20 protein-coding genes and 1 tRNA gene are annotated in these 22,756 nt (G+C 41.6%); 16 read left to right on the plus strand and 5 right to left on the minus strand.

The window, feature by feature from the left end; all coding sequences use genetic code 11:
* Both FTU79_RS05515 and FTU79_RS05520 read left to right on the plus strand, forming a co-directional pair.
* The coding region (locus FTU79_RS05515; protein ID WP_179994364.1) for a zinc ribbon domain-containing protein at positions 1-110 on the plus strand (110 nt) is incomplete at its 5' end.
* A 204-nt stretch (positions 111-314) separates the two neighbouring features.
* Entirely contained in the window at positions 315-1,286 is a 972-nt protein-coding gene (locus FTU79_RS05520; RefSeq protein ID WP_180049157.1) for a cation diffusion facilitator family transporter, read from the plus strand.
* 25 nt (positions 1,287-1,311) lie between these two features.
* Here FTU79_RS05520 and FTU79_RS05525 read toward each other — a convergent pair whose 3' ends face one another.
* The 4 genes from FTU79_RS05525 to FTU79_RS05540 form a co-directional block, all read right to left on the minus strand.
* Complete coding sequence (locus tag FTU79_RS05525) at positions 1,312-1,653, minus strand: hypothetical protein (protein ID WP_078189395.1); 342 nt, start codon at positions 1,651-1,653, stop codon at positions 1,312-1,314.
* Between the two features lie 154 nt (positions 1,654-1,807).
* Positions 1,808-1,883: transfer RNA gene (locus tag FTU79_RS05530), tRNA-Glu, on the minus strand.
* A gap of 91 nt (positions 1,884-1,974) precedes the next feature.
* Entirely contained in the window at positions 1,975-3,483 is a 1,509-nt protein-coding gene (gene gltX, locus FTU79_RS05535) for a glutamate--tRNA ligase (protein ID WP_180049159.1), read from the minus strand.
* Positions 3,484-3,651: 168 nt separating this feature from the next.
* Positions 3,652-3,945, minus strand: coding sequence for a hypothetical protein (locus FTU79_RS05540; RefSeq protein ID WP_180049161.1), 294 nt, complete (start codon positions 3,943-3,945; stop codon positions 3,652-3,654).
* A gap of 382 nt (positions 3,946-4,327) precedes the next feature.
* Between FTU79_RS05540 and FTU79_RS05545 the strand changes: the two genes are divergently transcribed.
* The 9 genes from FTU79_RS05545 to FTU79_RS05585 all read left to right on the plus strand — a co-directional run bounded on the left by FTU79_RS05545 (position 4,328) and on the right by FTU79_RS05585 (position 14,803).
* Entirely contained in the window at positions 4,328-5,335 is a 1,008-nt protein-coding gene (locus FTU79_RS05545) for a sulfate ABC transporter substrate-binding protein (RefSeq protein WP_180049163.1), read from the plus strand.
* A gap of 248 nt (positions 5,336-5,583) precedes the next feature.
* Positions 5,584-6,600 carry a sulfate ABC transporter substrate-binding protein gene (locus FTU79_RS05550; protein ID WP_078189545.1) on the plus strand — a complete coding sequence of 339 codons (1,017 nt, stop codon included), beginning with the start codon at positions 5,584-5,586 and terminating at the stop codon, positions 6,598-6,600.
* Positions 6,601-6,785: 185 nt separating this feature from the next.
* A complete protein-coding gene (rsmH, locus tag FTU79_RS05555; RefSeq protein ID WP_180011304.1) occupies positions 6,786-7,697 on the plus strand; it encodes a 16S rRNA (cytosine(1402)-N(4))-methyltransferase RsmH in 912 nt (303 codons plus the stop codon).
* A 10-nt stretch (positions 7,698-7,707) separates the two neighbouring features.
* Positions 7,708-8,040: a cell division protein FtsL gene (gene ftsL, locus FTU79_RS05560; RefSeq protein ID WP_078189390.1), complete on the plus strand. Its 333-nt coding sequence runs from the start codon at positions 7,708-7,710 to the stop codon at positions 8,038-8,040.
* 12 nt (positions 8,041-8,052) lie between these two features.
* Positions 8,053-9,879: a penicillin-binding protein PBP3 gene (gene ftsI / locus FTU79_RS05565; RefSeq protein ID WP_168378186.1), complete on the plus strand. Its 1,827-nt coding sequence runs from the start codon at positions 8,053-8,055 to the stop codon at positions 9,877-9,879.
* A 10-nt stretch (positions 9,880-9,889) separates the two neighbouring features.
* Entirely contained in the window at positions 9,890-11,386 is a 1,497-nt protein-coding gene (locus tag FTU79_RS05570; protein WP_180049165.1) for a UDP-N-acetylmuramoyl-L-alanyl-D-glutamate--2,6-diaminopimelate ligase, read from the plus strand.
* 9 nt (positions 11,387-11,395) lie between these two features.
* Complete coding sequence (murF, locus tag FTU79_RS05575; RefSeq protein WP_180049167.1) at positions 11,396-12,805, plus strand: UDP-N-acetylmuramoyl-tripeptide--D-alanyl-D-alanine ligase; 1,410 nt, start codon at positions 11,396-11,398, stop codon at positions 12,803-12,805.
* Positions 12,805-13,923 (plus strand): phospho-N-acetylmuramoyl-pentapeptide-transferase, encoded by a 1,119-nt coding sequence (gene mraY, locus FTU79_RS05580; RefSeq protein ID WP_078189386.1) that lies wholly within the window; start codon positions 12,805-12,807, stop codon positions 13,921-13,923. Before murF ends, mraY begins: the two co-directional genes overlap by 1 nt.
* Positions 13,924-13,999: 76 nt before the next feature.
* Positions 14,000-14,803 carry a putative RNA methyltransferase gene (locus FTU79_RS05585; protein WP_180049305.1) on the plus strand — a complete coding sequence of 268 codons (804 nt, stop codon included), beginning with the start codon at positions 14,000-14,002 and terminating at the stop codon, positions 14,801-14,803.
* A gap of 54 nt (positions 14,804-14,857) precedes the next feature.
* On the opposite strand, the gene ponA is transcribed toward FTU79_RS05585, so the two are convergent.
* A complete protein-coding gene (gene ponA / locus FTU79_RS05590; RefSeq protein WP_180049169.1) occupies positions 14,858-17,398 on the minus strand; it encodes a penicillin-binding protein PBP1a in 2,541 nt (846 codons plus the stop codon).
* A gap of 165 nt (positions 17,399-17,563) precedes the next feature.
* Between ponA and FTU79_RS05595 the strand changes: the two genes are divergently transcribed.
* The 5 genes from FTU79_RS05595 (at position 17,564) to pilQ (ending at position 22,736) form a co-directional block, all read left to right on the plus strand.
* Positions 17,564-18,622 carry a pilus assembly protein PilM gene (locus tag FTU79_RS05595; protein ID WP_078189383.1) on the plus strand — a complete coding sequence of 353 codons (1,059 nt, stop codon included), beginning with the start codon at positions 17,564-17,566 and terminating at the stop codon, positions 18,620-18,622.
* Positions 18,622-19,308 (plus strand): PilN domain-containing protein, encoded by a 687-nt coding sequence (locus FTU79_RS05600; RefSeq protein ID WP_078189382.1) that lies wholly within the window; start codon positions 18,622-18,624, stop codon positions 19,306-19,308. The genes FTU79_RS05595 and FTU79_RS05600 overlap by 1 nt, the downstream gene beginning before the upstream one ends.
* Positions 19,305-20,027, plus strand: coding sequence for a type 4a pilus biogenesis protein PilO (locus FTU79_RS05605; RefSeq protein ID WP_078189381.1), 723 nt, complete (start codon positions 19,305-19,307; stop codon positions 20,025-20,027). Before FTU79_RS05600 ends, FTU79_RS05605 begins: the two co-directional genes overlap by 4 nt.
* Positions 20,024-20,551 carry a pilus assembly protein PilP gene (locus tag FTU79_RS05610; RefSeq protein WP_078192530.1) on the plus strand — a complete coding sequence of 176 codons (528 nt, stop codon included), beginning with the start codon at positions 20,024-20,026 and terminating at the stop codon, positions 20,549-20,551. The genes FTU79_RS05605 and FTU79_RS05610 overlap by 4 nt, the downstream gene beginning before the upstream one ends.
* 61 nt (positions 20,552-20,612) lie before the next feature.
* Positions 20,613-22,736, plus strand: coding sequence for a type IV pilus secretin PilQ family protein (pilQ, locus tag FTU79_RS05615; RefSeq protein ID WP_180049307.1), 2,124 nt, complete (start codon positions 20,613-20,615; stop codon positions 22,734-22,736).
* Positions 22,737-22,756 lie beyond the last annotated feature (20 nt).

The raw sequence follows: 22,756 nt of genomic DNA on the forward strand, positions 1-22,756 counted from the left end.
AATGGGAGTGCATGAGCTGTGGTACAGCTCATGATCGAGATATAAACTCAGCTCTAAACATTCTTGCGCTTGGGCATAAGCGTCTAGCTGTAGGAATCACCCTCTTTTAAGGGGGTGAGGATGTCAAAAGTAATTTCAGTCATCTAGATCGCGAAAAATTAATTTGAATAAATTGAAAGTAGATGCTGAAAAAGCAGTTTTAAAGTTTGAAGGTAAAACGTAATACTGAAGGTTGAATGATGTAATTTTATTACGTTTACTGCACCTGTTAAGCTCAAGACTGAAGAACATATAATTTATAAGGTCAGAAAATAATGAGTGAGCATCATGGGCATGACCACAGCCATGCCGTTGTCACAGAAGGGAATGTCAAAAAATTAAGTTTTGCCTTAGCACTGACCACGACGTTTTTGATTATTGAAGTCATTGCTGGATTTATGACGCAAAGTTTGGCGCTATTGTCAGATGCGGCACATATGTTCACCGATGCTGCAGCCCTTGCCATAGCATTGGTCGCGATCAAAATTGGCAAGCTTCCTGCTGATAACAAACGTACCTTTGGCTATCAGCGTTTTGAAATTTTGGCAGCCTTGTTTAATGCCTTGATGCTATTTGTGGTTGCGATTTATATTTTGTATGAGGCCTATCAGCGCTTTTCAACGCCGCCGGAAATTCAAAGTATGGGCATGATGATTGTGGCCGTCATCGGTCTAATCATTAACTTAATCTCGATGCGTATTTTATTTTCCAGTTCACAAGAAAGCTTGAATGTGAAAGGGGCGTATCTAGAGGTGTTAAGTGATGCCCTAGGTTCGATTGGTGTAATTATTGGTGCAGCGATTATTTATTTTACGGGCTGGATGTGGGTCGATACACTAATTGCGGTGCTCATTGGCTTTTGGGTTTTACCAAGGACTTGGATTTTACTCAAACAAAGTATCAATATTTTATTAGAAGGCGTGCCTGAAGAAATTGACATAGAAAAGTTACGCAATGATTTATTGGCACTCAATGGGGTAGAGAGTATTCACCAGTTAAAGGTCTGGGCAATAACATCAAAGAATGTGCATTTGACAGTTCATCTCTTTGCACCTGAAGCCGATCGTAATGCCTTGTATTTTGAGGCGATTGAAATGTTGCAACATGAACATGGAATCACGGAGATGACATTACAAATCGAAGAAGATGAATGTGTGGTACATCAACATACCCAAAAGTCTGATCATGCACATGGGTATCATCAAGATGATCACGCGCATTCTCATGATGAATCACATCAGCACTAATGCTGATGTAATTTAAATGGCCGGCTTAGATTTCCCACTCATGATTACATTCGCGGCATTTCCATTTTTTCTGTGATTGCATAAAACCTTGCATTGAAATTTTAAAATCTGGCAGGTCGCGGTAGAACATGAAGCCTGCAATCAAGCAAGCAATAAATACAACAACAGTCGCAGTTTGTAATGTAGTGCCTGCACCGTCGCCAAAAATCCACATTGCGATGCTGATAATCACCAACAGTAAAAGAATAAATACCGCAGGGATGAGGATAATCAGGCTTTTAGGCACGACAGGACGAGCAACAGGCTGGCCTGCTTGCGCAAGAGGCATAATTTTAGGGCTTTGACATTTAGGGCAACGGTATTGCATTGCAACTCCATAATTTTAATCTATGGTTTATTTTAATCAGAATGACGCAGAAAGCAAAAATACCGTAAATTTAAATCAGATAAAATTTAGGCAATAAAAAACCCAAGTCATAATGCTTGGGTTTTTTATAAGATGATTTGCATCACCTTGAATATGGCGTCCCTACGGGGATTCGAACCCCGGTTACCGCCGTGAAAGGGCGATGTCCTAGGCCTCTAGACGATAGGGACAATTTGAGGCAACTTAGAGTTGGTTGACACCATCTCTCGGTATGGGCGCTATATTAGGGGGATAACGCCCATCCGTCAACTAAAAAATCAATTAAGCTTCATCAACTGCATCATTTTTCGGCAGTTTTAGGCTTTCATTGAGTTTTTCCCATGCTTTTGTTTCTTTTTTACTCGGACCGCCCACAATTTCAAGTGCATGACGTAAGCGAGCAAAGGTTAAATCAGGACCAATGGTTACCATTGATTGCATAACCGGTGTCGAAGATGTCGAACCTGCAATAGCAATAAAGAAGGTTGGCATGAAGTCACGAAGTTTAATGTCCATTTGGTTCGCCAAATCCATCAGAGTTTGGCTGACGGTGTCATTGTTCCAAGTGAACATGCTTTCTAGACGCCAAATGGCAAATTGAAGGCTTTGACGAACTTGTTCTTCGGTCAATTTTTTGCTTTTAAACTGTTCTTTGCTGAGTGTTGGGAATTGGTTGAAATAAAAACCTGCCCAATTCACTGCTTCAGACAATAAATTAATACGCGGTTGAATCGCAGCAGCAATTTCTTCCAAGGTATTACGATCAGATTTCCAAGCCAGTAGGGTATCGAGCAATTGACCCGGTGTTAAACCTTTAATCCATTGACCATTTAACCAGTTTAGCTTTTCAACATCAAAGATTGGACCGCCTAGTGATACACGTTGAATGTCAAAGTGTTCAATCATTTCAGCCAAAGTGAATTTTTCACTTTCATCCGGCATTGACCAGCCCATGCGGCCTAAGTAGTTCAACAAGGCTTCTGGTAAAACGCCGATGTCTTTGTAGTAGTTAATTGATGTTGGGTTTTTACGTTTAGACAGTTTTGATTTATCTGGGTTACGTAACAGCGGCATGTGGCAAAGCACCGGCATGTCCCAACCAAAATATTTGTACAATAATTGGTGTTTAGGCGCAGAGGGAATCCATTCTTCACCACGAATCACGTGAGTGATTTCCATTAAATGGTCATCAACTACGTTTGCCAAGTGATACGTCGGTAAACCATCGGTTTTCAGTAGAATTTGCATGTCGACTTGCGCCCAAGGAATTTCGACTTCGCCACGCAGTAAATCGTTAAATTTACAAATCCCTTCTTCAGGCACTTTCATACGAATGACATGCGGTTCACCAGCAGCCAAACGCTGCGCCACTTCTTCCGTAGTGTGTTTTAAGCCACGTCCGTCGTAACGCGGTGATTCACCACGCGCTTGTTGTTCCGCACGCATTTGATCGAGTTCTTCTGCTGTTGCGAAGCAGTAGAATGCATGACCTTTTTCAACCAGTTCCAACGCATATTGTTTATAAATGTCCATACGTTCAGATTGGCGATATGGCGCATGAGGGCCACCTACATCTGGACCTTCTGACCAGTTCAAACCTAACCAACGCAATGAATCTAAAATCATTTTTTCAGATTCTGGGGTAGAGCGCAGTTGGTCTGTATCTTCAATACGAAGAATAAATTCACCGCCATGTTGCTTCGCAAAACATAAGTTAAACAATGCAATATAAGCAGTCCCAACATGCGGGAAACCAGTAGGAGAAGGTGCGATACGAGTACGAACAGTCATAATCAGCTTTTAATCAGAATGTAAATTGGGATCTATTATAACGAAAAAGCCTGATCACTTAATGCTTAATTCAACATTGAGTGATCAGGCGTTTTTAGTGTTTTTTAGACGACAGTGGGGGAACTGGTCTAAAACAATAGCTTGGACAGCATCAATATGCTGATGTCGTTATGAGTTGCTACCAGAGAAAATGGCTTGAACAAAACGAGAAAAACTTTGGTTTTGTGATGCAAAGAAACTTTGAGTCGGTGCAGCTTTAATAGACGTAAGTACTTTTAAATTATCGTCTGTATGGCCTTTGCCTTCAGATTTTTGCTGATTAATCGCTTTTTCGATCAATGAGGTACGTTCAGCAGGCATCGTAAGTTTGTTATTCGATGCGGTGCTGGTTGCAGCACAAAAAGCAGTCTGTGCAGTCACGCTTAAACTTAAGCCTAGGCATAGTGCGTATGAAAATTTCATGTCCAAATCTCCCCCTAGTTTTGGTGATGGAACTTTTTATTTGCAAAATAGTTTTAATATTTAGACTACGATTTAACCATCTTTCGTAATTAAAAAGTAGAACTACGTCACAATTTTTACAAAAAAACTAAAAAAGTCTGTATTAGGATTACCTAAAATAGACTGTTTTCTCCAGATTTTCGGATGTTTTAGCAAACAACTATGAAGATAGCATGGAGATCGCTTCTGATTGTTGCTGTATTAGCAGAATTAAAGCTTTAAATACGTTATTTTTAGATATCTTTAAAACAGAAATAGATTTGAATTTATATTATAGATGGCTGATTGTTAAAGTTATTTTTGATTTATATAGTGCTCTCAAGATCAATTTGAGTTTGAGCAGATGAAAAAAATAATAGCATCGGGCATTTTCGCATTGTTGGGTGGGGTGGCGGTACAGGTGTATGCCGCAAAAGATTTCTTGAATGTTTCTTATGACCCAACACGTGAGTTTTATCAGGAATATAACCAAGAATTTGGACAATATTGGAAAAAACGTACAGGACAAGAGATTAATTTTAAACAATCTCACGGTGGCTCTGGCAAACAAGCTCGTGCAGTGGCGACAGGTTTGCAGGCAGATGTCGTGACTTTGGCATTGGCCAATGATATTGATGAAATTGTGGCGACTGGGCAAATCAATAAAAACTGGCAAAAACAATTTCCACATAATTCTGCACCGTATACCTCAACCATCGTATTTTTGGTGCGCAAAGGTAACCCGAAAAAAATTAAAGATTGGAATGACCTGACCAAACCGGGCGTTGAAATTATTACACCAAATCCAAAAACAGGCGGCGCACCGCGTTGGATCTATTTATCAGCTTGGGGATATGCATTAAAACAGCCGGGTGGAAATGAGGCCAAAGCCAAAGAATTGGTAAAAAAACTCTATAGCAATGTCAAAGTATTGGATTCTGGTGCACGTGGTTCACTCACGACCTTTGCTGAGCGTGGCATTGGAGATGTCTTACTGTCTTGGGAAAATGAGGCACTGTTGGCGACTCAGGGCCTAGGCAAAGATAAATATGACATTATTTATCCGTCTATTTCGATTTTAGCTGAACCTTCAGTAGCTGTAGTAGATAAAACTGTCGACAAAAATGGTAATCGAAATTTGGCGAAGGGTTATTTGAACTATCTATATTCACCTAAAGGCCAAGAGCTGGCAGGTAAATATTTCTTCCGCCCTCGCGATGCAAAAGCCACTGCAAAGTACGCTGCTCAATTTCCGAAAGTTCAAACCTTTACCATTGATAAAGTGTTTGGCGGTTGGGCTAAAGCGCAAAAAACACATTTTGTGAATGGTGCGATTTTCGATCAAATTTATAGTGAAAAGAATAAAGAGTAAAACGATCCACCATAATGGGCGTTGTAAAAACGGATAATCTGGATTATCCGTTTTTCGCATATGTAATGCATAAAAATCTATATATAGGGAATAAGTAGATTGTATTTGTGTATTTTAATATGAAAAACAAACAATTAAATTCGCTGCGTTAGCTGTATCCAGCAAAGGGTCTAAACTTGCTGCAATTGCGATTTATGACTTTATTTCATATATTTAGCAGTATTGAATATAACTTTATGCTGGCTGTTATGAAAACTCAATTTAAGGCGTGGCTCAGTGCTGCGTTGCTTGCCACAGGTGTTGCTTTCTCAGCGTCTGCTCAGGCCGCTGATCGTGAATTTTTAAACGTTTCTTATGATGCAACGCGTGAATTTTATGACGAATTTAATAAGTCATTTGGCGCATATTGGAAAGAGCGTACGGGTAAAACGGTCGCATTTAAACAATCACACGGTGGTTCAGGTAAACAAGCCCGTTCTGTGGTTGACGGTTTAAAAGGTGATGTCGTGACTTTGGCATTGGCCAATGACATCGAAGAAATTGTGAAGTCTGGACAGATTCAGCCGGGCTGGCAAAAAGAGTTTCCACATAACTCAGCGCCATATACGTCAACGATTGTCTTCATGGTGCGTAAGGGCAACCCGAAACATATTAAAGATTGGTCTGATTTAACCAAACCGGGTGTACAAATTATTACCCCGAACCCGAAAACTGGCGGTCTCCCACGTTGGGTTTACTTGTCAGCTTGGGGTTATGCTTTGAAACAACCGGGTGGTAATGAAGCGAAAGCCAAAGATTTCGTGGGTAAAATGTACCATAACGTAAAAGTGATGGACTCTGCGGCACGTGCTTCGATGACTACTTTTGCTGAAAGAGGCATAGGTGATGTACTGTTAACTTGGGAAAACGAAGCTTTAGTTACTCAAAAAACTTTGGGTAAAAACAAATTTGATATCGTGTATCCATCGATGTCGATTTTGACTGAGCCTTCAGTGGCAATCGTGGACAAAACTGTCGATAAGAATGGTAATAAATGGTTAGCTCAAGGCTATATCAATTATCTTTATTCTCCATTAGGTCAAGAGATGGCAGCTCGTCATTTCTATCGCCCACGTAATGCAGCAGTTTTAGCAAAATATAAATCACAGTTCCCGCCATTAAAAACCTTTACCATTGATGAAGTGTTTGGTGGTTGGGCAAAAGCACAACAAACACATTTTGTGAATGGTGCGATCTTCGATCAGATCTATAATAACAAGCGCTAATACATCGAAATCTATGATTTGAGATGTACAAGGACCTCCTTCGGGAGGTTTTTTAATGGATGGCAAAAAATAAAAACGGTTTTCTCTATGGAAAGTAATATTTCTGTACAAAAAGACGTTTGGAGCTTTGCTAAAACAAGGTAATAATGTGCAGTTACATTTTTAGCTGTGTTGAACGAACCCTTATGTCGCATATTTCTGTATTACTTCATGAAACTGTTGATGCTTTACTGGCAGATCGCAATACAGGAATTTTCGTAGATGGTACATTTGGGCGTGGTGGTCATACGCGTTTATTACTGTCTAAATTAGATGAAAACGCACGTGTTTATGCCTTTGATAAAGACCCGCAAGCGTTGGCTGTTGCAGCAGAATTAGAACAAGAAGATGCGCGTTTTAAAATCATTCACGCCAGTTTTGCCGATTTAAAAGAGGAACTGCGTAGTCGTGGTATCGACTTGGTAGACGGTATTATGGCGGATTTAGGGGTGTCATCTCCGCAGCTAGACCAAGCAGAGCGTGGCTTTAGCTTTATGAAAGATGGCCCACTCGATATGCGTATGGACAATTCACAAGGTCCAACAGCCGCAGAGTGGTTGGTTGATATTGAAGAAGAAGATTTGGCCAATATTATTTTTAAATATGGTGAAGAGCGTTATAGCCGCCGTATTGCCAAAGCGATTAAAGCGGCAGGGTATATTGAAACCACAGCTCAATTGGCCGAAATCGTGAAAGTTGCCCACCCGAAATGGGAAAAAAATAAACATGCAGCGACACGAACTTTCCAAGCAATTCGTATTGCTATTAACAAAGAACTCGACGATATTGATATCTTCTTACCTCAAGCGGTGGAGATGCTGAAACCTGAAGGCACTCTGGCAGTGATCAGTTTCCACTCTTTAGAGGATCGTTTAATTAAACAATTTATTCAAAAAGAATCTACACTTGCAGAAGACACAGGCTGGGGTTTACCACAAAAACGCGAAGATACCCGCCGCTTAAAAAAAGTGTCACGAATTAAAGCAAGTGAAGAAGAAGTTAAAGCCAATCCACGATCTCGTAGTGCTTGGCTTCGTGTGGCAGAGCGTTTAGCTTAAAAGGCAAAGAATGAAAACCGAAGCAATCGAAAAAAACTCTGATCAATCGCAGTCAAAGAAAATCATTACATACGGCATTTTATTGCTCTTGGTTTTTGTGAGTGCGATTATGGTGGTGTTTCAAGTCTTTGAATATCGCCAAGATTATCGTCAATTGAGTACCTATATGCGTGAAAGGGATGACCTCAACGCAGAATGGGGACGTTTGCTGATCGAACAACAAACTTTCGGTGCAACAGCCCAAATTGGGACACGTGCAGTTACCCAGTTACGCATGTATTCGCCTCCTATTGCACAAACCGTTGTTATTTCATTGCCACAAACTCCAGAACAGAAAAAATAGGCTGCCGGTCACATGGTTGAAAAGAGAAACAAACAAACTCCGCGTAAGAAACAGCAGTCTGTTACTGGCCGTACAGCCATTTCGGTGGAGATGTGGCGCTATCACTTGATGTGGGCGGTGGTTTTGCTGTGCTTTATTGCATTGGTGGGGCGGGCTTTTTATGTACAAATCATCAATAAAGACTTTTTACAAAATAAAGCCAATGCCAAAATTTTAAGAACTGAAACCTTAAAAGCCATGCGCGGTGTCATCTATGACCGTCACGGTGTGCCTTTAGCGATTAGTACCCCGATCATGAAAATCGTGATCGATCCACGTGATTATTTTGACAATAAAAAACTCTTTGAAGAAATTACGGCTGAATTGGCTAAAGATCCAAACAACCGGAAGTTAAAACGTCAATTACCTGATAAAAATCTGAATTTAGATGAACTCGCTGATGCTGTAGGGATGGATCGTGCTGAACTGAGACGCAAAATGAATGAGCGTCCACGTTCTCGTTATTTAGTTTTAAAGAAAGAAGTGCCACCACAACAAGCTGAATTGATCATGAAACGTGACTTTCAGGGCGTATATACAGAGAAAAACTATAAGCGCTACTATCCACAGCCTCAGCCAAACTCACAAATTATTGGCTTAACCAATAGTGAGGGTATGGGCATCGAAGGTTTAGAGATGCAATTGAATGAACGTCTTGCAGGCGTAGATGGTGCGCAGCAAATTGTCCGAGATAAAAAAGGCAACCGCGTTAAAGACCCTGAGATCGTGAAAGAGGTTGAGTCGGGTGAAAATATCACGCTGAGTATTGATTCACGTTTGCAATACATTATGTATCGTGAGTTGACTGCAGCCGGCGTAGCCAATAACGCACGTTCTGCAACCGCGATTGCCGTGGATGTCAAAACAGGTGAAATTTTAGCGATGACGTCTTGGCCGTCGTACAACCCGAATGATAAAAAAGGTGTCTTAAATAAAGATGCTATGCGTAACCGTGGTGCGATTGACTCCTTTGAGCCAGGTTCAACCATGAAGCCAATGACCGTGGCAATGGCATTGGAAAGCGGTAAATACACGGCAAATACGGTGGTAAATACCACACCGGGTTCTATGCGTGTAGGGAATCATACTATCCGAGATACGCATAACTATGGCCCTCTGACTTTGGGCGGCATTATTCAAAAATCGTCTAACGTCGGTGTGGCAAAAATCGCTTTATCTCTCCCTTATGAAACATTACCAACGTTCTATCAACGTCTTGGCTTTGGTCAACGTTCAGCGGTGAAATTCCCCGGTGAAAGTGCTGGTCTGATTTTGCCGAAGAGCAAATGGAACGTGTCTGAAGTAGCAACCATGGCTTATGGTTATGGTTTGAACGCTACAGTGCTCCAACTGGCTGATGCTTATGCCATGATTGCCAACAAAGGCGTCAAAATGCCACTGAGCTTGTACAAGCTTGAGGAAAAGCCGAAAGGTGAGCAGATGGTTGACCCTAAAATTGCTGATCAAGTGCTTTTAATGATGGAAGCGGTGACCTTGCCGGGTGGTACGGCACGTCAAGCCAATATTCCGGGTTATCGCGTGGCGGGTAAAACTGGTACAGCACATAAATTACGTGCAGACCGTAAAGGCTATTCGACTTCAGAATATCGAGCACTCTTTGCCGGTGTTGCACCAGTGAGTGATCCACGTTTGGCCATGATTGTTGTGGTGGAAAACCCGACAGGTCAGTATTACGGTGGTCTGGTGGCTGCACCCGTTTTTGCTCGTGTAATGCAAGAATCTTTACGTTTAATGAACGTACCATTAGATAAACCTTTAGACACTCCTAAGATCCAGTAATAGGTGATGAATGAAAATTACGTTTCAAGATCTATACACCGTTGAACAGCCCGCTGAATGGATGTCGCAATCCTTTCAGGGCTTCAATCTGGATAGTCGCAAAGTTACAGCAGGGCAAATATTTATTGCCCTGACTTCGTTTTCGCAACCTGAAAAAACAGCACAATTTGCATGTACAGCGTTAGAAAATGGTGCGTTGGCAGTTATTTCCGAAACTGATTTGGGCTTGGATCAAAGTGTCGTAATCGCTGATGTGCGTCAATTGATGGGGCAGTGGCAAAAGCAATATTTACAGGCGACTCAACCGGTTCAAGCTGCACGAATTTTGGCAGTGACGGGTACCAATGGTAAAACCACGATCTCACGCTTAATCGCTGAATTACTCATGCTGCAAGGCAAAAAATGTGCAGTGATGGGAACTACCGGGAACGGAATTTTACCGAATTTAGAAGCCTCTTCTCACACCACTTTAGATGCGTTGCATATGCAAAATGCGTTGCATACCTATGCACTTGAAGAAGCAGAGTTTGCTGCCATTGAGGCAAGTTCGCATGGATTAGAACAAGGTCGATTAAATGGTTGTGCTATTGAAATTGCCGCTTATAGCAATTTAAGTCGTGACCATTTGGATTATCATAAAACCCTTCAAGCCTATGCTGAAGCGAAATCACGTTTATTTCAGTTTCCATCGCTCAAAGTTGCAGTCATCAATCTCGATGATGAACATGCCGAAGTGATGATGAATGCTGCACGTCAAAATCCGGCTCAGCCTAAAATTTTGACTTATTCAACGCGTCAGGCTGCGGATTATCAAGTGACCGATATTCAATACAGCTTAACGGGCGCACAATTTAAATTGCGTACTGCTCAAGCTGAATTTGTGGTGCAAAGTCCATTATTGGGGCACTTCAATATTGAAAATATTGTGGCCAGCTTAATTTCAGCGGAGCAAGCAGGTTTTGATTTATCTGCCTTGATCGCAACTGCGCCCGAATTAAAAGGTGCACCGGGCCGTATGCAAGTGATCCGTGATGATGAACGCTTGTTTGTGGTGGATTATGCACATACACCAGATGCCTTGATTCAAGTGTTACAGACCTTAAAACGTCATGTATCGCAACAGTTATGGGCAGTGTTCGGTTGTGGTGGTGATCGTGACCGTGGTAAGCGTCCATTGATGACACAAGCGGCATTAAACCATGCAGATGTTGCGTTGATTACCTCGGATAATCCACGTACTGAAAACCCAGAACAAATTTTTGCAGATATGAAGGCTGGTATTGATTTTACTGGAAAAACTGTCCATGAAATCCATGACCGCCGTGAAGCGATTAAATTCGCAGTCAACCATGCGCAAGCGGGTGATATTGTGGTGATTGCTGGTAAAGGGCATGAAAACTATCAAGAAATTAATGGTGTTCGACATTGGTTTGATGATGTGGTGGAAGTGAAATCAGCAATTGATTCACAGCATCACAACACTGACTCTGCTTATCCAGCGCAATAGGAAACAGATATGCATACTTCAACGACCAGTACGGTTCCGTTAGAACCTTGGACTGCCGAACAGTTGGTTCAAGCGACACAAGGGTACTGGCATAACAATCAAGCGCCGACAGGTTCTGTAAAACGAATTTTGACCGACTCACGTCATGCAGAGCAAGGCGATGCTTTTCTTGCCCTGAAAGGTGAACGCTTTGATGCGCATGACTTCCTTGCTCAAGTGGCTGAAAAGGGTTGTGAAATTGCCATTGTGAGTCATCCAGTCGATGTGGATATTTGTCAGTTGGTGGTTGCAGATACACGTTTAGCACTTGGACATTTAGGTGCATTTCGTCGTGCCCAAAACCCAGCCTTAAAAGTGATTGCCTTGACAGGAAGTAGTGGTAAAACCACAACCAAAGAGATGCTCGGGAGTATCCTTTCTCGTCTTGCACCAACGTTAATTACGCGCGGTAATTTAAATAATGACCTTGGCGTACCGATGATGTTACTTGAGTTACGTCCAGAACATCAGTATGCCGTGATGGAGCTTGGTGCCAGTCATAAAGGTGAAATTGATTACACCTCAAATTTGGTACAGCCTCAGGTTGCCGGTATTTTAAATATTGGCACCGCTCATATGGGGGAGTTTGGTGGGCGTGATGGTATTTGTCGTGCCAAGTCTGAAATTTATGCACATATAGCGAAAACAGGAACTTCGATTGTCCCTGCGGCAGATGATTTTACAGATGCCATTCGTCAAGCGGTGCAAACTGAGCAAGTAATGAGTTTTGGTCAGGGTGGGGATGTCTTTGCGACTGAAACTGAACTTCAGGCTCAATCTTCACGATTTATCTTAAATACGCCACAAGGTGCACGTCCAGTTCAACTGCCATTTGCTGGTGAACATAATGTGCAAAATGCCACTGCAGCCGCAGCTTTTGCGTTGTCGATTGGTGTGAGTTTAGATGATATCGTTGTGGGTCTTGAACATGCGACAGGAGCCAAAGGTCGTCTAAACTTTATTCAACACAAAGATTATTTGTTTATTGATGATACTTACAATGCAAATCCAACCTCAATGCGCGCTGCTGCTGATGTGCTTGCGCAGCAAGATGGCATCAAAGTCATGGTCATTGGGGATATTGGTGAGTTAGGTTCATCTGCTGCACAGCAGCACTACATGTTGGGACGTGACCTTGTGTCACACTCTGGTCTTCAATTTGTTGTTGCTGTCGGTGAGTTTTCACCTGCCGTGCAAGAAGGCGCGCGCAGTACCCAATATGGTAAAAAATTACAGGCCTTTCTTTCTCAAGAACAGGCCTTACCGTTATTAATTAGTCTAGTCAAAACACATCAGCCTCAGTCCATGAGTTTCCTGTTTAAAGGTTCTCGTTATACCCACATGGAAACTTTGATGGCTGAATTGATGGAGAAACTTTAATGCTGTTATGGTTGTTTGAGCAGCTTGCGGGTTATCACAGCTCGTTTCAGGTTGTTCGTTATTTAACGCTTCGTTCGCTACTCAGTGTCTTAACGGCATTGGCCATTGGTCTGTTGCTTGGACCTGTGATGATCCGCAAATTGCAAGCTCTCAAATATGGTCAGGCAGTCAGTTCATTTGCACCTGAAAATCATGCCAAAAAAATGGGCACACCGACTATGGGCGGTGTGTTGATTTTACTGTCTATTGGGATTTCAACCTTACTTTGGGCCGATCTTTCAAACCCTTATGTATGGATTGTACTTGGCGTGATGGTGATCTTTGGTGCTGTGGGTTGGGCAGATGACTGGATTAAAATCCGTTATAAAGACAATGCCGGTCTGCCTGCGAAGAAGAAATTCTTTTGGACTTCTGTGGCATCGTTAGGCGCCGGTATTGCGCTCTATGTGATTGCGACACAGCAAGCAAACCCAGTACATACCTCAAATATGTTGGATCTGTTGATTCCATTCTTTAAAGAAATTAGCATTCCGCTGTCCATTATTCCACTCGGTATTGGCTTTATTGTCTTTACTTATTTGGTGATTAACGGTGCATCTAATGCTGTGAACTTAACTGATGGTTTGGATGGTTTGGCAATTATGCCAATCGTTCTGGTTGCCGCAGGTTTAGGTGTATTTGCTTATCTGGCTGGTGATGTCCGTTTTGCTGATTATTTGCATATTCCTTATGTGAAATATGCATCTGAACTTGTCGTGATCTGTGCGGCGATGATCGGTGCTGGTTTAGCATTCTTATGGTTTAACGCGCATCCTGCTCAAGTCTTTATGGGTGATGTCGGTGCTTTATCTCTAGGTGCGATGCTCGGTACGATCGCAGTCATGGTTCGTCAAGAAATCGTTTTTGCCATTATGGGCGGTGTCTTTGTGGTTGAAGCTATTTCTGTCTTCTTGCAAATTGGCTCGCTGCGTATGCGAAATAAGCGCGTATTCTTAATGGCACCGCTGCACCATCACTATGAGAAAAAAGGATGGCGTGAAACTCAGGTGGTGATTCGTTTCTGGATTATCACAATTATGCTGGTAGTTTTGGGTCTAATGACTTTAAAATTACGTTAAGCAAATAAATAAACGAAACCGGCATTTGCTCCCACAGATGCCGGTTTTTTTATTTCAAAATATAGTGGAGTAAATGATGAACCTGTTGATGTGTCCTGTATGCCGTGAAGCATTAAAACTCACAGAGCGGACATGGCGCTGTGAAAATAATCATAGCTATGATGTTGCAAAACAAGGCTATGTCAATTTACATGTGGTTCAGCATAAACACAGTAAAAACCCAGGCGATACGCCAGAATCTGTACAGGCGCGTCGTGCGTTTTTGAGTGCCGGTCACTATGCACCTCTGCAACAGGAAGTGGTGGCTTTGATTCAAAAATTAAGGGTTGAAAACTTGTTGGATATTGGCTGTGGTGAAGGCTATTACACCGATGTGATGCAAGCTGAAGTACTACAGTGTGTGGGTGTCGATATTGCTAAAAATGCAGTACAAGTGGCTGCTAAACTGAATAAAGAGGTGACTTGGGTGGTAGGCACAGGGGCGACCTTGCCTGTGTTGGATCATTCGATTGACTTGTGTACGAGTTTATTTAGTCCTATTCCGAAAGAAGAAATCCTTCGCGTTTTAAAGCCTGAGGGGCATTTGATGGTGGTTACACCTGCACCAGAGCATCTTTATGCAATGCGTGAAGCCCTGTTTGAAGAAGTAAAACCACATGAACCGCATAAATTTGTGGAACAACTGGCGAATGATTTTGAACTGGAAAGTGAGCAAGTGGTACAAGCGAACATGTCACTTTCTCAGCAGGATCTCAAAAACTTAATTGCAATGACGCCTTATGCCTATAAAGTCAAAGCTGAGCGTCGAGAAGCTCTAGAAAAAAATGAACAATTTGAGTTGCAAGCACAATATCAAATTTATCTCTTTAAAAAGAAATAATGCATTGGAAGTGATAAAAAAAGCCCTCGTTTGAGGACTTTTTTTATGCAGCATTTACTGAACTTGATCGATGAGATGATCAAGTGCGTCCGTTTTATGCTCTGCACCTTGTGGTTTAGGCTGCATTGGCGGAGGCGCAGTTCGAGTCGGTGCAAGATTGGTTTCAGTAGACCCAGGAAGGTCGTCAAAATCATTTTGCGAAGCCTGAGGCTTCGGTGCAACAGGAGCAGGACGATACAGCGGTTGAGCCATTGGTGGCGTTGCTGCACGATCTTGTTCAGGTTGACCTTGAGTCGCTTTAGCCGAATTACGGTTGATTGGATTCTTGGCATTGGTGTCTAAACGCACCCAAGCTTCAGGTGTGCCTTTAAGTGATTTCGCCATAAAATCTGACCAAATAGGCAATGCTGCAACACCACCATATTCACGGCGACCTAAAGTAGAGGGTTGGTCAAAACCGACCCAAGCCACAGTGACCAATTTTCCATTAAATCCAGCAAACCACGCGTCTTTTGCATCATTGGTTGTACCGGTTTTACCGCCTAAATCACCGCGACCAATTTTTAAAGCCGCACGACCTGTACCGTGTTGGATCACGTCACGCAAGATGTTCGCCATATCAAAGGCTGAACTTGACTTCAAAATCCGCTGAGCTTGTTTATAGTTTGCTGCTTCAGTATCGGAAATTTTTGATTCAGCGGGCTTGTTATCCTGATTGGTGACTTCAATCACTTCATCATCCGGCGTGGTCGGATCTGCAGATTCAACTTCGTCCTTTTGATTGATACATTGAATACATGCATATTCAGGATTGGCTTGATAAATGACTTTGCCATAAGCATCTTCAATACGGCTAATAAAATGGGGTTGAATACGATATCCACCGTTGGCAAAAGTCGCATAACCTGTCGCCATTTGAATCGGCAACACCTGTGGGGTACCTAAAGCAATGGTGTAGTTACGTGGAATTTGGTTTTCTTGTAAGCCAAAATCCATAAATAATTGGCGAGTACGTTCAATCCCGACGACTTGTAATAAGCGTACTGAAACTGTGTTACGTGATAAATAGAGGGCACGGCGTAGAGGTATCATCCCTAAATAGCGACCGTCAGAGTTTTTAGGCGTCCACTTGCCAATCGTAATTGGATTGTCATTGACCATGGAATACGGAGTCATGCCACGTTCAAGTGCTAAAGCATAAACAAAGGGTTTAATGGTTGAACCCGGCTGACGCCAGCCTTGTAGAGCACGGTTAAATTTAGATTGATAAAAATTATAACCACCCACAATGGCTTCAATACCACCATTATTGGGATTAAGTGCAATTAATTGACCTTGCGCTTTGGGAATTTGCACCAAAGCCCATGAGCTTTTGTCCGCATTCGGACGTAGGCGAATAATATCTTTTACTTTTACAATTTGAGAGGCTTTGCTAGGCGCATTGCCTACACTATTGGCATTGCGATAGGGGCGTGCCCAAGATAAACCTGACCATGGAACTGTCACACTACTGCCGTCTTGCATCAACACTACGATACTGGTGTTGTTGACTTTGGTTACTTCGGCAGGATAGGTGTTGGCATATGGAATAAAGTTTTTTAAGGGTTCATCATGTGCTTCTGCACCACGCCAACCATGTCGTCTATCGTAAGCTTCGAGACCCTCTTGTACAGCCTGCTCAGCATAGGCTTGGCGTTGGCTGTTGATAGTGGTGTAGACTTTATAGCCAGAATCCGTCGCTTGTTCACCAAACTTTTCTACGAGCTCAGAGCGAACCATTTCCCCGACGTAGGGGAATTTGTTGCTGACCCCGCGGTCAGGCATATCGAGATTAATCGGTTCAGCAATCGCTTTTTGATATTCAGATTGATTGATATACCCCAATTGCAACATACGGCCTAAAATCCAATTACGACGCTCTAAAGCACGTTTTGGGTTGGCTACAGGATTGTATTTTGAAGGTGCTTTAGGTAAGCCTGAAATCATTGCCATTTGAGCCAAACTTAAATCTTGCAGGCTCTTGTTATAATAAATTTTTGCTGCTGCTGCGATCCCGTAGGCATTTTTTCCTAAAAAGATTTTGTTGACATACAGCGTTAAAATTTCTTCTTTACTTAGATTTTGTTCAATTTTTCGAGCAAGGAAAACTTCGGTCAGTTTACGTTTTAAAGTACGCTCTGGAGTCAGATAATAGTTTTTTGCAACCTGCATGGTAATGGTTGAACCACCGGTTTGCACATCGGAACCGGTAATACTTTCACTGACGGCACGCCCCAATCCTTTGAAACTAATGCCGCTGTGTTCAAAAAACGAAGAATCTTCCGCAGCTAAAAAGCCATGAATGAAATGAGACGGGATTTGGTCGTACTCTACAGGGACCGAAAGTTTGCCACCATATTCTGCAATCAGCTCATTATCAGCACTATAAACCTGTAATGGTTTTAATAATGGAGCCTTTTTTAAGATGGACATTTCAGGCAAAGACGGGGCAATATAGAGATACATGCCATAGAAACCCATTGGAATTGCGACCAAAATAATAATAATGGCCAAAAAAAATGGATGAACAAGGCCTGAACAAGATAGCTTTTTCATAACAAGTAAGTTTTAATAAGAGCTAATGGCAAACTAATTGGTGGTCAGTATATCCTTTCGATATACGGATTGTTAGATGAGTTATTGTATCTGTATAAAATTATAGACCAATGCTAATTAGTGGGTTAATTTTTTTGGGGATAAAAAAATAATAGGAATTATATTGTGCTCAGGTTATATCGTAAGCCAAATAAGGGGTTAATAGGAGTAGATATTAGTTCGACTTCTGTTAAGGTTTTGGAACTTTCTGTAAAGAGTGGGCGGTATTGGGTAGAAAGCTATGCTTTGGTCCCATTACCAGAAGGAAGTGTTGTTGAAAAGAACATATTGAATCCGGAAGCTGTCGGTGACTGTTTAGAGCGCGCAATTAATTTGGCCAATACACAGACGACCAATGCAGCTTTGGCAGTTCCAACGTCGATGGTGATTACAAAAATCATCGAAATGGACGCAGATATGAACGATGATGAACGTGAAATTCAGATTCGTGATGATGCTGAGCAATATATTCCTTTCCCATTGGATGAAGCGAGCCTTGATTTTGAGGTTTTGCCGGATCGCCTATCCAATCCAAATCGTGTCAATGTTTTGCTTGTCGCTACACGTATTGAAAATGTCGAAGCGCGTGCGGAAGTTATTCAGCTTGCTGGTCTTACACCAAAAATTGGCGATGTAGAAAGCTTTGCAATTGAAAATGCATTTAAAGTTTTCTCAGATACTTTGCCAATGGGTGTAAATACCGTGGGCATTTTAGATATTGGTCATAGTATGACGACCTTATCTGTCATGCAGAATAACAAAGTGATTTATACCCGTGAGCAAGTGTTTGGTGGCAAACAATTGACACAGGAAATTCAAAATCGCTATGCATTGTCTTTCGAAGAAGCGGGTCGTGCGAAAAAAACACGTGCTTTGCCAGATGATTATGATGTTGAAGTCTTAGAACCTTTCTTAGAAGCTGTCGTGCAACAAGCAGCGCGTTCTTTACAGTTCTTCTTCTCATCTTCACAGTTCAACGAAATTGACCATATTTTATTGGCAGGGGGGAATGCCAATATTCCGGGGCTTGCAAAACTACTTCAACAAAAATTGGGTTACCGCGTCACGATTGCCAATCCATTCTTACAAATGGGTTTTTCACCTCAAATTGATATTAAAAAAATTGAAAATGATGCCTCATCACTCATGGTGGCATGCGGTCTAGCATTGAGGAGTTTTGATTAATGGCAAAAATTAACTTGCTCCCTTGGCGTGATGAGCTAAGAGAGAAACGAAAAAAAGAATTTATTGCACTTTGTATTGGGGCTTTCTTAATTGGGGTAATTGGGGTTGGTTTAACATGGTTGTACTTTGATCACAAATTAAAAGATCAAGAACAAGCGAACCAATTGATTATCAGTCATAACCAAAATTTAGATGTTCAATTAAAGTCTTTAGATGGTTTGCAAGAACAGCGTAATGCCATTATTGAACGCATGAAGTTGATTCAAGGCTTACAAGGTCAACGTCCAATCGCGGTACATCTTGTAGATGAATTGGTTCGTGTGACACCTGCCAATATGTACATCACAAAATTTGAGCGTAATGGCGACAAATTTATGATCGAAGGGCGTGCGGAAAGTCCAAATACTGTTGCCGATTTACTGCGTAATTTGGAAGCATCACCTTGGTATCGTAATGCCTTCATGAGCTCATTCCTTGTGGCTGAAGAGAAAAAAGACAAAGCGCCGACGTCAGTGGTTCCTCGCGTAGAAGAATCTTATGGTGCATTTACTGTGACTGCTGATTTGGAGCAAATTGCGCAGCCGACCATTAATGATCCAGCAGCAAATGCAGGACAGTCAGCTTCATCGGCGCAAACATCTGACGCACAAACTGCAGCAACACCAACTCCGGAGGCTGCAAAATGAGTCGTGATGAATTTGAACAATTGAATCAAGATGCTGTTGTCATTCCGAAAAAGAAAATGACTTTTGATAAGTTTGTACAGCAGTTCAATACGCTAGATCCAAACAATTATGGTAGTTGGCCAATTTCAGTCAAAATTACCTGCTGGATTTTTATCATTATCCTTGTGGCAATTTTGGGCTATTTCTTGGCGATTAAAGGCAAAATTGAAGCCATTTCAAGTGCCAATGCACAAGAACAAAATTTGTTGAATGAGTTTCGTGAAAAAGATTCAAAACTACGTAATTTGCAACAATATCAATTGCAGTTGCAGGATATGGAAGCACGTTTTAATCAACAATTAGAACAATTGCCGAAAGAAACTGAAATTCCAGGTTTGGTTGAAGATATCAACTTAACAGGCGTGAATTCTGGACTGAAATTTAAAATTATTCGTCTTGAGCCTGAAGTGAAGCAAGAGTTCTTTACGGAACAGCCAATTCATATCGAAGCAACGGGTGATTACCATGCCTTTGGTTCATTTGTTAGTGGTATTGCTGGGCTTTCACGGATTGTGACTTTGCATAATTTAACGATTACAGCAACTGAAAATAAAGAAAAGAACTCAGATATTCCAAAAATTGATTATGTAATTTCTGCGAAAACATATCGTTACGAAGGAAATACTGAAAGTGCTGCGAAAGCTGCAGATTCAGCAAGTACACAGGAGGCTCCAAAATGAAAATGAATAAATTGGCACTTTCTGTGATGGTTGGATTTGTATTAGCAGGTTGTGAATCACGTATTGATGTGGTCAATCAAGAGATGGCAAATATACGCAATCAAGCGCCACTAGCGATTGAGCCTGCGCCAGATTTTGTGCCTGTCGAGACTTTTAATTATGCAGCGCATTCATTAAAAAGTCCGTTCTTGCCAAGTTCATTGGCAGCAGAACTTAAAATCATGGCGGGTAAGCGTGTTTATCCAAACTTGAGTCGTCAGCCTCAACCTTTGGAAAGTTATGCACTCGAAACCCTGAATATGAAGGGTAGTATGCGTAACCAATCTGGGCAAATTTTAGCCTTGATTCAGACGCCTGATGGTGAAGTTGAACGTATTCAACGTGGAAGTTATATGGGGCTCAATCATGGTCGAGTGGTAAATATTACCCCGACTCAAATTGATTTGATTGAGATTATTCCGGATGGGCGAGAAGGATATGTAGAGCGTCCTAGAAGTCTCATATTAATTGGACCAGCACCTTAAGCTTAAAGGAATAAAAATGAAGAATAGTGTACAAGATTTTATTTTTGGGGATGGCAATACAATGAATCATGTGTTTCGTCAGTTTTCGATGGGGGCTGTTGCAATGGCGATGATGCAAGTTGCCAATGCTCAGGTGAGTGTAACCAATGTGGTACCAATGCAAATTCCAGGTCAAGGGACTGAAATTCGCGTGATGTTTAATGGCTTGCCGCCGCAACCACAAGCTTATCAACTCGATCAACCATCACGACTGGTTTTAGACTTTGATAAAGCACAGCAAAATTTAAAACAAAGTTCAATTCCTGTGGCAACGGCTGAAGCGAGCACTGTGGATGTGAGTTCGGATGCACAACGTGCGCGCTTAACTGTGAATTTGGCCAATGCGGGTGCTTTTACCACGCGTGTTGAAGGTAATACCTTTATTTTAAAAATTAATTCTGCACAAGCTACTAGTTATGTACAGCCTGTAGCACAACGTCAGCAACAAGGTATTTCAAATATTGGTTTCCACCGAGGTTCTAATGGTGAAGGTCAAGTTGTTGTGGATTTACTGGGTGGAAATACCCCTGTTGATGTTCAACAACAAGGCAGTAAAGTGGTGATCCGTACTTTAGGTAATAAAGTACCTTCACATTTGACGCGCCGTTTAAATGTCAATGATTTTGCAACACCTGTTGCTACGGTTGATGCACATAATGATGGCGGTAATGGGGTGATTACCATTCAGTCGACGGGCAGCTATGAATATATGGCGTATCAAACCGATAATAAATTAACGGTGAGTTTGAAACGTCCGGAAGATAAGAATCCATTACGTCCTAAAGCCGCAAATCATTATACCGGTAAGAAGATTTCATTAGACTTCCAAGATATTGAAGTACGCCGCGTGCTGCAACTCTTGGCTGATTTTACCGAAATTAATATGGTTGCTGCTGATACGGTACAAGGAAATATTACACTTCGTTTGAAAGATGTGCCTTGGGATCAAGCACTAGACATCGTGTTGAAAACCAAAAATTTAGATAAACGTCGTAATGGTAATGTGATTTGGATTGCGCCTGTTTCTGAGTTGATTAAAGCGGAAGAAGAAGAAGCTAAAGCTATTGCACAAAGTGTTAAATTGGCACCGTTACAAACTGAGTATATTCAACTTAGCTATGCTAAAGCCGTAGATATAGAAAAGTTAATTACCGAAGGTCGTAATTCAAAAAACTCGAACTCGAACTCGAACTCGAATAATACCGAGCTTTTAGGGGATAGTGTTGGTTCTTTATTAAGTCCGCGTGGAACAGTTTCTGTAGATCCTCGTACTAATATGCTTATCATAAATGATACATCACAGAAAATTGATCAGATTCGTAAAATGGTAGATTTACTTGATGTGTCAGTCAAGCAAGTTATGGTTGAAGCACGAATTGTAAAAGCCTCTACCGACTTTACCAAAGAAATGGGTGTGAAATGGGGGCTCTTGTCTCAAGGGATTAACCAAAATGACCACTTATTGGTGGGTGGTAGTGATACAACGCTGTGGGACTTAAAAACACCGGATGATGATGGGAAATATACCATTCAGCGTCCAAGTAACTTAAACGTGGACTTAGGTGTGACTACTGCAGGTGCAAGTCGAATTGCTTTTGGCTTGATTAGTCTTTCTGATTTTATGTTGGATTTAGAGCTTTCTGCTTTACAAGCGGATGGTTATGGTGAAGTCATTTCTACACCAAAAGTACTGACAGCGGATAAACAACAGGCCAAAGTTGCATCAGGTCAAGAGATTCCGTATCAAACCACAACAGGTACGGGTTCAAATGCAACATCATCAACTGAATTCAAGGATGCTTTATTGAGTTTGGATGTGACACCAAGCATTACTCCTGATGGGAAAGTACAAATGAAGCTAAATATCAAGAGTGACTCTCCAGCAGGTTATGCACAAAATGGTGAAATCATCCTGAATAAAAATGAAATTAATACTGATGTCTTAGTCAACAACGGTGAAACTGTTGTGCTCGGCGGTATTTTTGAACAGCAAAATACATTGAGTCAAACTAAAGTACCATTCTTAGGAGATTTACCATACTTAGGTCGTCTTTTCCGTAAAGATACAAAGTCGGACAAAAAGACTGAACTTCTAATTTTTGTTACTCCGCGAATTGTTAATGACAGTGTTACCAGAAATCATTAATATATTTTCAATTTAACAAA

Source organism: Acinetobacter sp. YH12144 (assembly GCF_013418345.1).
GTDB lineage: Bacteria > Pseudomonadota > Gammaproteobacteria > Pseudomonadales > Moraxellaceae > Acinetobacter > Acinetobacter amyesii.